The sequence below is a fragment of the Pediococcus inopinatus genome (assembly GCF_002982135.1).
GTDB lineage: Bacteria > Bacillota > Bacilli > Lactobacillales > Lactobacillaceae > Pediococcus > Pediococcus inopinatus.
Window position 1 is genome coordinate 491470 of record NZ_CP019981.1, and the last position, 11955, is coordinate 503424.

The 11955-nt window shown below is 40.1% G+C and carries 6 protein-coding genes and 9 tRNA genes; all 15 read left to right on the forward strand.

Going from position 1 to position 11955, the window contains the following annotated elements:
• Window positions 1–12: 12 nt before the first annotated feature.
• The 15 genes from PI20285_RS02450 to rpoB all read left to right on the forward strand — a co-directional run bounded on the left by PI20285_RS02450 (window position 13) and on the right by rpoB (window position 11933).
• Entirely contained in the window at window positions 13–1482 is a 1470-nt protein-coding gene (locus PI20285_RS02450) for an amino acid permease (RefSeq protein ID WP_057771837.1), read from the forward strand.
• A 131-nt stretch (window positions 1483–1613) separates the two neighbouring features.
• Entirely contained in the window at window positions 1614–2246 is a 633-nt protein-coding gene (locus tag PI20285_RS02455) for a deoxynucleoside kinase (RefSeq protein WP_057771839.1), read from the forward strand.
• Between the two features lie 279 nt (window positions 2247–2525).
• Window positions 2526–3803 (forward strand): serine--tRNA ligase, encoded by a 1278-nt coding sequence (gene serS, locus PI20285_RS02460; protein ID WP_057771841.1) that lies wholly within the window; start codon window positions 2526–2528, stop codon window positions 3801–3803.
• Window positions 3804–3910: 107 nt separating this feature from the next.
• Window positions 3911–3983 (forward strand) — tRNA-Val (locus PI20285_RS02465).
• A 2-nt stretch (window positions 3984–3985) separates the two neighbouring features.
• Window positions 3986–4058, forward strand: a tRNA-Lys gene (locus PI20285_RS02470).
• An 18-nt stretch (window positions 4059–4076) separates the two neighbouring features.
• Window positions 4077–4158, forward strand: a tRNA-Leu gene (locus PI20285_RS02475).
• A gap of 27 nt (window positions 4159–4185) precedes the next feature.
• A tRNA-Thr gene (locus PI20285_RS02480) sits at window positions 4186–4258 on the forward strand.
• A gap of 20 nt (window positions 4259–4278) precedes the next feature.
• Window positions 4279–4350, forward strand: a tRNA-Gly gene (locus PI20285_RS02485).
• A 33-nt stretch (window positions 4351–4383) separates the two neighbouring features.
• Window positions 4384–4469, forward strand: a tRNA-Leu gene (locus PI20285_RS02490).
• Between the two features lie 8 nt (window positions 4470–4477).
• Window positions 4478–4551: transfer RNA gene (locus PI20285_RS02495), tRNA-Arg, on the forward strand.
• Between the two features lie 103 nt (window positions 4552–4654).
• Window positions 4655–4728: transfer RNA gene (locus PI20285_RS02500), tRNA-Pro, on the forward strand.
• Window positions 4729–4796: 68 nt separating this feature from the next.
• Window positions 4797–4870, forward strand: a tRNA-Pro gene (locus PI20285_RS02505).
• Window positions 4871–5087: 217 nt separating this feature from the next.
• Window positions 5088–5552: a CtsR family transcriptional regulator gene (locus PI20285_RS02510; RefSeq protein ID WP_057771843.1), complete on the forward strand. Its 465-nt coding sequence runs from the start codon at window positions 5088–5090 to the stop codon at window positions 5550–5552.
• 20 nt (window positions 5553–5572) lie between these two features.
• Complete coding sequence (locus tag PI20285_RS02515; protein ID WP_057771845.1) at window positions 5573–8056, forward strand: ATP-dependent Clp protease ATP-binding subunit; 2484 nt, start codon at window positions 5573–5575, stop codon at window positions 8054–8056.
• A 256-nt stretch (window positions 8057–8312) separates the two neighbouring features.
• Window positions 8313–11933: a DNA-directed RNA polymerase subunit beta gene (gene rpoB / locus PI20285_RS02520; protein ID WP_057771846.1), complete on the forward strand. Its 3621-nt coding sequence runs from the start codon at window positions 8313–8315 to the stop codon at window positions 11931–11933.
• Window positions 11934–11955 lie beyond the last annotated feature (22 nt).

An 11955-nucleotide genomic window follows, 5' to 3' on the forward strand; every position in this document is an offset into this window, starting at 1 on the left:
GGAAACATATTTATGGCAGAACAAGAGAATCACAGCATTGATCGCTCATTGAAGACCCGTCACATTTCAATGATAGCGCTTGGTGGGAGTATCGGAACTGGCTTGTTTGTAGCAAGTGGTTCTGCAATTTCAGAAGCAGGTCCTGGCGGGGCTTTGTTAGCATACGTGGCGATGGGGATCATGGTTTATTTTTTGATGACCAGTTTAGGCGAGATGGCCACTTATATGCCAGTTTCGGGCTCTTTTGCGACCTACTCAACAAAGTATGTGGACCCGGCTATGGGCTTTGCGATGGGATGGAATTACTGGTTTAACTGGGCCATTACTTTGGCTGTTGATATCAGTACAGTTTCAATCGTCATGAAATTCTGGTTGCCAAATGTCCCCGGTTGGGTATGGAGTGTGTTGGCGTTAGTACTAATTTTTTCCGTTAACGCTCTTACCGTCAAGGCCTTTGGTGAAACTGAATATTGGATGGCATTGATTAAGGTCGTTACAGTTATCATTTTCTTAGTAGTTGGTGTGGCCGTTATTTTTGGCATCATGGGTGGACATGCAACCTATTTAAATAATTTCACGTATAAAAAAGCGCCATTTGTTGGCGGAATTCCGATGATTCTTAGTGTATTCGTTGTCGCGGGTTTCTCATTTCAAGGAACTGAATTAATTGGGATTACAGCTGGTGAATCAGAAGCACCTGAAGAAAGTGTTCCTAAGGCGATTAACCAAGTGTTTTGGCGAATTATTTTATTCTATATTTTGGCGATTTTTGTGATTGCTTGCATTATTCCTTATACAAGTCCTGATTTGTTAGGATCTTCGGCAAGTGACGTTAAGATCAGTCCGTTCACCTTAGTCTTTCAACGAGCCGGGTTAGCCGGAGCAGCAAGTATCATGAACGCAGTTATTTTGACATCGGTCATCTCTTCGGCAAATTCAGGGATGTATGCTTCCACAAGAATGTTATACTCATTGGCTTTACAAGGGTATGCCCCAAAAACATTTGGATTAACAACAAAACGAGGAATCCCTTTAATGGCCTTGATTGGGACGACCATTGTTGGTGCGTTAACCTTTATCTCAAGTATTGAAGGCCCCCATATCTATATGTGGTTGGTTGCAGCAAGTGGTTTGACTGGATTTATTGCCTGGCTGGGGATTGCTATTTCTCATTTTCGCTTTCGTCGCGCATTTGTTAAACAAGGACACAAGGTGGAAGAACTTAAATATCATGCAAAATGGTTCCCATTTGGACCGATATTTGCTTTTGTAATTTGTTTGTTGGTCATTGCTGGCCAGGATCTTCATTCCTTTGCGACGTTTAACTGGGAAGCAATCGGAATTAGTTATATTAGTGTGCCAATCTTCATCGTTTTGTACGTATTCTATAAAGTGAAATATCATACGCATATTATTCCGTTGGACGAAGTTGATTTAACGCAACCCGATTTTATTTTAAAGTCTCGAAAAATCAAGAAATAAGTGTATAATGCAAGATGCTGTAATAAAAGAGAAATCATGGTAATTGGTTGATTTTTAAAACCATATATTGTTTTTGAATCTGAATATGCTACAATATATAGTATTAAAAGATGAATAAAGGGGAACTTCGAATGATTGCATTATCAGGTCCAATTGGAGCAGGAAAAACAACGTTAACGGAAATTTTATCTCAACATTTAGGCACAAAAGCTTATTATGAATCAGTTGATGATAACCAAATTTTGCCACTTTTTTACAAAGACCCTAAGCGCTACGCATTTTTACTGCAAATTTATTTTTTGAATCGACGTTTAGATGGCATCAAAGAAGCTTTTCAGACTAAAAATAGTGTGATGGATCGTTCGATTTATGAAGATTCACTTCTTTTCCATTTGAATGCAGATTTAGGACGGGCAACCAAGACAGAAGTGCAAATTTACGATTCTTTATTAACTAATATGATGGAAGAATTACCAGAAACCCATTATAAGAAAAATCCGGATTTATTGATTGATATCAACATTTCCTTTGATACGATGTTAAATCGGATTCAAAAACGAGGCCGTTCTTACGAACAAATTGATAATGACCCTAGCTTGTATGAATATTATCAGGATTTGAATCATCGTTATGCTGAATGGTATGACAATTATAACGAAAGTCCTAAGATTCAGATTGACGGGGATCAGTTTGATTTTGTAGAAGACCCACAGGCCCGTGAAAAGGTCATTCAAATTGTGGATAAAAAAATTGCTGAAATTTAGTTGTTTCTTGGAACTTTTTCGGTTATGATAAGTGTAAATAGTAAACGTGAAGCCTTTTTTAAGTAGATTTAAAGCGAGATAGAGCTAGTGAAAGCTATCAATCGAAACTCCGAGAGGCAAAAGCGGGTGAGTAATATCACACGGCTGCGGTCGTTAACCATAATTGAGGGTGCTGGTAACAGCAAACTTGGGTGGTACCGCGAAATAAAGTCTTTTCGTCCCAATTGATGGGATGAGAAGGCTTTTTATTGTGCAATTAAAAATTAGGAGGTTTTAATAATGTTAGATTTAAAAGAAATTCGAAATAATACGGATTATATTAAAGAACGCTTAGGCACACGAGGAATTGATCCAAAAGAAATTGATAAGCTTTTAGACATGGACCAAAAACGTCGAGATTTGATTGTTGAAAGTGAAAATTTGAAGAAGACCCGAAATGAAGTGTCAGATCAAATTTCACAGTTAAAACGCAATAAAGAAGATGCCAACGATAAAATTACAGAGATGCGTAAAGTCGGGGGCGAAATCAAAGAACTTGATCAACAGCTTCAAACTTTAACTGAAGGAGTTCAGAACAAGGCTGCGCATTTGCCAAATATCCCTAATAAAACAGTTCCAATTAGTTTGACGGAAGAAGGCAGCGTTGAGCTTCGTAAAGTTGGCAAGCCTCGCGAGTTTTCGTTTAGTCCTAAACCTCATTGGGAAATTGGTGAGGATTTAGGTATCTTAGACTTTGAACGAGCAGCCAAAGTTTCTGGTAGTCGTTTTGTGTACTATGTAGGACTAGGTGCTCGACTTGAGCGTGCGGTATACAACTTTTTCTTAGATCAAAACACTGAAGCCGGATATACAGAAATGATTACCCCCTACATGGTTAATGACGATTCTATGTTTGGCACAGGTCAATTTCCAAAGTTTAAAGAAACGCATGCTGGGTACGAAATTCAAGATAGTGACCTGACCTTAATTCCTACTGCTGAAGTACCATTGGTCAATTTTCATCGCAATGAAATTCTGGATGCTGATACTTTACCAATCAGTGAGACTGCATTATCCCCTGCATTTCGTTCAGAAGCCGGAAGCGCAGGCCGAGATACCCGAGGGTTGATTCGGATGCACCAATTCAATAAGGTAGAAATGGTGAAGTTCACCAAACCTGAAGATTCATGGAATGAACTTGAAAAGCTGACAAATCAAGCCGAAAGCTTATTAAAACTGTTGAAGTTACCATATCATGTGATTACGTTAACCACTAGTGATATGAGCTTTACAGCGGCAATGACACATGATTTGGAAGTCTGGATTCCAGCCCAAAATATGTATCGAGAAATCTCTAGTTGTTCAAACTGTACAGATTTCCAAGCCCGACGCGCACAGATTCGGTATCGTGATGACCAAGGGAAACTACAGTACGTGCATACCTTGAACGGTTCCGGATTAGCGGTTGGACGAACAGTTGCAGCCATTTTAGAAAATTATCAAAATGAAGATGGTTCAGTAACGGTTCCCGAAGCATTGATTCCATATATGGGTGGCATAACGAAGATTACTAAATAGGTAAGTCGAAAAGCTCGTTTTTTAGACAAATAATTTTTGCGACAACTACAAAATGTTATTGACAATTACTAATGGTCAATGATAATATTATGTAGTTGTCATTTGATGGAGGATTAGCTCAGTTGGGAGAGCGTCTGCCTTACAAGCAGAGGGTCACAGGTTCGAGCCCTGTATCCTCCATTGAGCCGTTAGCTCAGTTGGTAGAGCATCTGACTTTTAATCAGAGGGTCGGCAGTTCGAGACTGCCACGGCTCATTTACACATATAAGCATTGCGGGCGTGGCGGAATTGGCAGACGCGCAAGATTTAGGTTCTTGTATCGAAAGATGTAAGGGTTCGAGTCCCTTCGCCCGCACTTCTAATTAATAGATATTATTAATTAGCCGACTTAGCTCAGTTGGCAGAGCATCTGTCTTGTAAACAGGGGGTCGGAGGTTCGAATCCTCTAGTCGGCATTCACCAATTTAATAACTTTGCGGAAGTAGTTCAGTGGTAGAACATCACCTTGCCATGGTGGGGGTCGCGAGTTCGAATCTCGTCTTCCGCTTTGTAGTTTTATAACTACAAGCACATAAGCATTGCCGGGGTGGCGGAATTGGCAGACGCACAGGACTTAAAATCCTGCGGTCAGTGATGACCGTACCGGTTCGATCCCGGTCCTCGGCATTTAATAAGCACCCATAGCGCAATTGGATAGAGTGTCTGACTACGAATCAGAAGGTTGTAGGTTCGACTCCTACTGGGTGCATCATTATTATTAAAGTTTACTGTTTAATCAGTAGACTGAATAAGTTAAAATGCCAACTGTGAGTTTTTACAAGTTGGCATTTTAATTAGTTTGATAATATGAGCGGGAAGTAGCTCAGCTTGGTAGAGCACCTGGTTTGGGACCAGGGGGTCGCAGGTTCGAATCCTGTCTTCCCGATTAAGCACTAAGACGGTGGAAAAGTGCCCTTACGTAAGAATTACCCACTTAAAGTTATTTACCAGTAACGGGAAGTAGCTCAGCTTGGTAGAGCACCACGTTCGGGACGTGGGGGTCGCAGGTTCAAATCCTGTTTTCCCGATAATGGAAAATAAGAAAGTCACGAAGTCAAACTCGTGGCTTTTTTATTTTTTTAAAAGTGAAGCAATTAATTAAGATCTTAAAAACAATAATTTATCCCTAAAAATAGCTGTCATTAGTGCGAACCACCTTAGAAAGTTAAAAAACTTTGCTTTTTAATGAGAGTTTCGTATAATGAAAGTCAACATTAGTCAAAGATGCAAGAAAGGGTGTGCAAAATGAGTCAAAACATTTCCGATATCATTGAAAAATATTTAAAACAAATTTTGGCTGATTCAGAGGAAATTGAGATTCGGCGCTCGGAGATTGCTGACTTGTTTGATGTTGTGCCTTCTCAAATTAATTATGTCATTAAGACCCGTTTCACCATTCAAAATGGCTATGTAGTGGAAAGTAAACGTGGTGGTGGTGGCTACATCCGGATTGAAAAAGTCAAATTACTTGATGATTTGGATGTTTTAGATACACTTATTCAAGTGATTGGTGAGGCCATCAATCAACGAGACGCGCTCTCCATCGTTAAAAGTTTGTACGAGGACGATGTCATTGACAAAAGAGAAGGAAACTTGATTTTGGCGGCAATTGACAAGAAAACTTTAGCAATGAGTGATCGTGTTGAGGAAGATCAATTACGAGCAAGAATTTTAATTGGAATTTTAAATCATTTACGGTATGAGAGCTAAAAAGAAAGTAGGGTGTTAACATGGATAACTTATTTACACCAAGTGCAAAGAATGTTTTGGCTATTTCGCAAGAACAAGCTAAGCGTTTTAAACACCAAGCAGTAGGAACAGAACACTTATTGTTGGCCCTAGCGATAGAAAAGAACGGCATTGCCTACAAAGTATTTCAGCAGTTTTCGGTTACGGAAACAGATATTGTGGAAGAAATTGAACGTTTTACAGGCTATGGGACTTTAAAAAATATTGGCGCTAACGATTATTTGCCATATTCGCCAAAAGCCAAAGAAGTTTTGGCAACTGCTGGTGATGAGGCTAAGCGATTAGGTGCTGCTAAAATTGGCACAGAGCATTTACTGTTGGCTCTATTAAGTGATGAAAATATTTTGTCATCCCGGATTTTAATCAGTTTGGACATGGATCTTGCTCAAACACGCAAGGTTATTTTACGCAAATTGGGAGTCAGTGCTTCGGCACAAATTCGCCAAAATCAAGCGCAAACTCGGCGAGGGGCCAAACCTCAAGGTACACCAACGTTAGATTCAGTGGCGAGTAATATGAGTCAGATGGCCCAAGATGGTCAGATTGATCCAGTGATTGGTCGTGAAAAAGAAGTTAAACGAGTGATTCAAATTTTGAGTCGCCGTACAAAAAATAACCCAGTTTTAATTGGTGAACCGGGGGTTGGTAAGACAGCGATTGCTGAGGGCCTTGCTCAACGCATGATTGATGGCAATGTGCCTGCAGATCTTGCTAACAAGCGATTGATGATGCTTGATATGGGATCACTTGTAGCTGGCACAAAATATCGTGGTGAATTTGAAGATCGCCTTAAAAAAGTGATTGATGAAATCCATGAAGATGGCCATATTGTATTGTTTATTGATGAACTGCATACGTTGATCGGTGCAGGTGGCGCTGAAGGGGCGATTGATGCTTCTAATATTTTGAAGCCAGCCTTAGCGCGTGGTGAGTTACAAACAATCGGTGCGACCACTCTGAATGAGTATCAAAAATATATTGAAACAGATGCAGCTTTAGAACGACGGTTTGCCAAGGTTGAAGTTGATGAACCTACGACCGAAGAATCTGTTCAGATTTTACGGGGACTACGACCAAAATATGAAGAACATCACTATGTCGCAATTACCGATGATGCCATCAAACAAGCTGTGTCATTATCAGATCGATACATTAGTGATCGCTTTTTACCAGATAAGGCCATTGATTTAATGGATGAAGCGGCCGCTAAAGTTAGAATTGATCAAATGGGTGAAACCAAGAAATCAACTTCTGAAACTAAATTACAAAAATTGACGGATGAAAAAGAAGCCGCAATTGAAGCACAAGATTTTGAGGAAGCTCAAAAGATCAGAGTTAAAGAAGAAAAACTACGCAATAAAATTGAAAAAGCTCAGGCTGATTCTCAAGACGAAGATAAAAAGCCTAAGTATCAATTACAAGAAACTGCAGAAGATGTTGCACAAGTTGTTTCTGAATGGACCGGGGTGCCACTCACACAGTTACAGAAAACAGAAAGTGATCGTTTAGTTAACCTGGAATCAATCTTGCACAAGCGGGTGATTGGCCAAGAAGAAGCTGTCTCAGCAGTTTCACGGGCAATCAGACGTGCTCGGAGTGGTTTAAAAGATCCTGGGCGCCCAATTGGCTCATTTATGTTCTTAGGACCAACCGGAGTCGGAAAAACTGAGCTGGCAAAAGCTTTGGCAGAAGCAATGTTTGGATCGGAAGACAATATGATTCGCATTGATATGTCAGAGTATATGGAACGCTACAGTACAAGCCGTTTAATTGGATCGGCACCTGGCTATGTTGGGTACGATGAAGGGGGCCAATTAACCGAGCGAGTTCGTCAAAAGCCATACTCTGTCGTTTTATTTGATGAGGTAGAAAAAGCCCATCCTGATGTGTTCAATATCCTTTTACAAGTTTTAGATGATGGTTATTTGACTGATTCTAAAGGACGTAAAGTTGATTTTCGCAACACAATTCTGATTATGACTTCTAACTTGGGTGCAACAGCACTGAGAGACGAGAAATCAGTTGGCTTTGGTGCTAAAGATGCCAGTCAAAACTACACGGCTATGGCCTCTAAGATTCGTGAAGTCCTTAAGCAGAGTTTCCGTCCGGAATTTTTGAACCGAATTGACGAAAATATTATCTTCCATTCCTTAACTCGTCCTCAACTTCACCAAATTGTGAAATTGATGTCGCAACAAATTCTTAAACGAGTTGCTGATCAAGGAATGACGGTCAAAATCACGCCGGCTGCTATTGATGCCGTTGCGGAAGCAGGTTTTGATCCGGAGTATGGCGCACGGCCAATTCGCCGGGCTTTCCAGACCAAAGTCGAAGACCAATTAAGTGAGTTAATGCTTTCCGGTCAGGCCAAGATTGGTGACAACATCACAGTTGGAGCTCGTCATGGCAAAATTCAAGTCGTTGTGAAAAATCCAAAAGCGGATACGAAACAACCGACCGTTTAATTAAATAAATACTTGCAGTCAAATATTTGACATGCTTAAACAAAATGAGTATGATTAAATTTGTTTGTAACTGTGAATGAAATGAAGTGCTGCGATCTATTGTCCGTAGTACTTCTCATAAAAAGGCAAAAATAGCTTTCCGAAAAAAAGAGCTATTTTTGGTTTTTTTTTGCCAAAAAACAGGGCAATTTGGTAATTGTAATCAAATTGTAATATTTTCTGGCCGTTTGCGGAATATTTTAGAGAGGTGAATAACTTGGCAGGACATTTGGTAAAATACGGTAAACACCGAACTCGTAGAAGTTACGCACGGATTAAAGAAGTGCTGGAACTTCCTAACTTGATTGAGATTCAAAGTAATTCATACCAATGGTTCCTTGATGAAGGGTTAAAGGACATGTTCGATGACATTATGCCTATCGACGACTTTGCTGGAAATCTTTCTTTGGAATACATTGATTATCAGTTACTAGAACCAAAATATACGGTGGATGAAGCACGTGAACACGAGGCAAATTATTCAGCGCCTTTACATGTGACTTTACGTTTAACTAACCACGAAACTGGTGAAATTAAATCTCAACATGTTTTCTTTGGTGACTTCCCATTAATGACAGAACAAGGTACTTTCATTATTAATGGTGCAGAACGGGTTATTGTTTCCCAGTTAGTTCGTTCTCCTGGTGTTTATTACACTAAGTCTGCTGATAAAAATGGTCGTGATGTATGGGGAACCACGGTTATTCCTAATCGTGGGGCCTGGTTAGAATACGAAACAGATGCCAAGAACATTGCATATGTGCGTATTGACCGAACTCGTAAAATTCCAATGACTGAATTAGTCCGAGCACTTGGCTTTGGCTCAGATGAAGAAATTGTGGAAATGTTAGGTGAAACTGACGCTCTTGATAATACTTTAGATAAAGATGTGCATAAAAATTCTGAGGATTCTCGTGTTGAAGAGGCTTTAAAGGATGTTTATGAACGTTTGCGTCCTGGTGAACCAAAGACAGCTGACAGTTCACGTAGTTTGTTGACGGCTCGTTTCTTTGATCCAAAACGTTATGATATGGCTCCTGTTGGTCGTTACAAGGTTAACAAGAAGTTAAGTTTGAAGACGCGTTTGGTAGGCCAAACTTTGGCGGAAACTTTAGCAGATCCAGATACTGGTGAAGTTATTGTTCAAAAAGGAACAGTTGTTACTAAAGATGTGATGAAGGACCTAGCTCCATATTTAGATAAAAAAGATTTCAAGGCTGTCACATATACACCTTCTACAGAAGCAGTTGTGACAGAACCTATGACTGTTCAATCAATTAAGATTGTTAGTCCTAATGACCCTGAACGTGAGTTGACAATGATCGGCAACGACAACATTGATCTTAAACTCAAACATATTACTCCTGCAGATATTGTTTCGACGATCAACTACTTCTTCTTATTGCAAGAGGGTGTTGGTTCTACAGATGATATTGATCACTTGGGTAATCGTCGTATTCGTTCCGTGGGTGAACTTTTACAAAATCAATTTAGAATTGGTCTTTCACGAATGGAACGAGTTGTTCGTGAACGGATGTCAATTCAAGATGCAACTACAGTTACACCACAACAATTAATTAATATTCGTCCTGTTGTTGCTTCTATTAAAGAATTCTTTGGTTCATCTCAATTGTCACAATTCATGGATCAAACTAATCCTTTGGGTGAACTTACGCATAAGCGTCGTCTTTCAGCCCTTGGACCTGGTGGTTTAACTCGTGATCGTGCCGGATATGAAGTTCGTGATGTGCATTACACGCATTATGGTCGGATGTGTCCAATTGAAACGCCTGAAGGTCCTAATATTGGATTGATTAACAGTTTGGCTAGTTATGCCAAAATTAACAAATATGGTTTTATTGAAACTCCATATCGTCGTGTTTCATGGACGAGTCATGCGGTTACCAATAAGATTGATTATTTGACTGCTGATGAAGAAGATCAATTCATTATTGCGCAAGCTAACTCACCATTAAATGATGATGGTTCGTTTGTGGACAACGTGGTTATGGCGCGTCATGAAAGTGATAACATCGAAATTGGCATCGATAAAGTCGATTACATGGATGTTTCACCAAAACAAGTAGTTGCAGTTGCAACGGCCTGCATTCCTTTCTTGGAAAATGATGATTCTAACCGTGCTTTGATGGGTGCTAATATGCAGCGTCAGGCTGTTCCTTTGTTAGATCCTCATGCTCCATTAGTTGGAACTGGGATTGAATACAAAGCTGCTCATGATTCTGGAGTTGCCTTGATCTGTAAGCATGATGGAACGGTCGAATATGTTGATGCAAATCAAATTCGTATTCGTCGTGACGATGGTGCTTTAGATACGTATAAATTAATGAAGTTCCGCCGTTCAAATGGTGGTAAAAACTACAACCAACGCCCAATCGTTAAAGTTAACGATCATGTGGACAATGATGAAGTCTTAGCTGATGGTCCTTCTATGGAAGGCGGAGAATTAGCACTTGGTCAAAATCCATTAGTTGCTTTCATGACATGGCAAGGTTATAACTTCGAAGATGCCATCGCGATTAATGAACGTTTGGTTCGCGATGATGTTTATACTTCAATTCATATCGAAGAATATGAGTCAGAAGCGCGTGACACTAAACTTGGACCTGAAGAAATGACTCGTGAAATTCCTAACGTCGGTGAAGATGCTCTTAAAGATCTTGACGAAGATGGAATTGTTCGGATCGGTGCTGAAGTTGAAGATGGCGACATTTTGGTTGGTAAGGTTACACCTAAGGGAGTGACTGAATTATCTGCTGAGGAACGTTTGCTACATGCTATCTTTGGTGAAAAGGCTCGTGAAGTTCGAGATACTTCGTTGCGGGTTCCTCATGGTGGCAGCGGTATTATCCAGGATGTTAAGATCTTTACTCGTGAAAATGGGGATGAGCTTTCACCTGGTGTTAACATGATGGTTCGAGTTTATATTGCTCAAAAACGTAAGCTACAAGTTGGAGACAAAATGGCTGGACGTCATGGTAACAAAGGGACTGTTTCAGTGGTTATTCCTGAAGAAGATATGCCATACATGCCAGATGGTACCCCAATTGACATTATGTTGAGTCCCATGGGTGTTCCTTCTCGTATGAATATTGGCCAAGTATTGGAATTGCATTTAGGGATGGCTGCTCGTAATTTGGGTATTCATGTTGCAACACCTGTTTTTGATGGCGCAAACGATAAAGATATCGCAGATGCTGTTAAAGAAGCTGGAATGCAAACTGATGCTAAAACGGTCTTATATGATGGTCGTACTGGTGAACCATTCGAGCAACGGATTGCCGTTGGGGTAATGCACTACATGAAATTAGCCCACATGGTTGATGATAAGATTCATGCACGTTCAATCGGACCATACTCATTAGTTACGCAACAACCATTAGGTGGTAAAGCACAATTTGGTGGTCAGCGTTTTGGTGAAATGGAAGTTTGGGCCCTTGAAGCTTATGGTGCTGCCTACACACTTCAAGAAATCTTGACATACAAATCAGATGATGTGGTTGGTCGTGTGAAGACTTATGAAGCAATTGTAAAAGGCGATCCAATTCCACGTCCAGGAGTTCCTGAATCATTCCGAGTTCTTGTAAAAGAATTACAGGCACTTGGTTTGGATATGAAGGTCTTGGATAATGACAAGAACGAAATTGAGTTGCGTGATATGGACGACGAAGATGATGATGTTGTCAATGTAGATGCACTCAGTAAGTATGCTGAAGAACAGAAAGACAAATCAAAAGAGGAAGCTAAAAAAGCTTCAGCCTCCGCTGATAAAGCTTCTGCAAGTGAAACTAAAGCTGAAACAGAGAAAAATCAAAAGTAGTTTTTGAGACGTTAAACCAGTC

What these genes read in the sequence shown, in the direction of transcription:
- PI20285_RS02455 (WP_057771839.1), top strand. Translation starts at nt 1,614, where the DNA reads ATGATTGCATTATCAGGTCCAATTGGAGCAGGAAAAACAACGTTAACG.
- PI20285_RS02510 (WP_057771843.1), top strand. Translation starts at nt 5,088, where the DNA reads ATGAGTCAAAACATTTCCGATATCATTGAAAAATATTTAAAACAAATT.
- PI20285_RS02515 (WP_057771845.1), top strand. Translation starts at nt 5,573, where the DNA reads ATGGATAACTTATTTACACCAAGTGCAAAGAATGTTTTGGCTATTTCG.
- serS (WP_057771841.1), top strand. Translation starts at nt 2,526, where the DNA reads ATGTTAGATTTAAAAGAAATTCGAAATAATACGGATTATATTAAAGAA.
- PI20285_RS02450 (WP_057771837.1), top strand. Translation starts at nt 13, where the DNA reads ATGGCAGAACAAGAGAATCACAGCATTGATCGCTCATTGAAGACCCGT.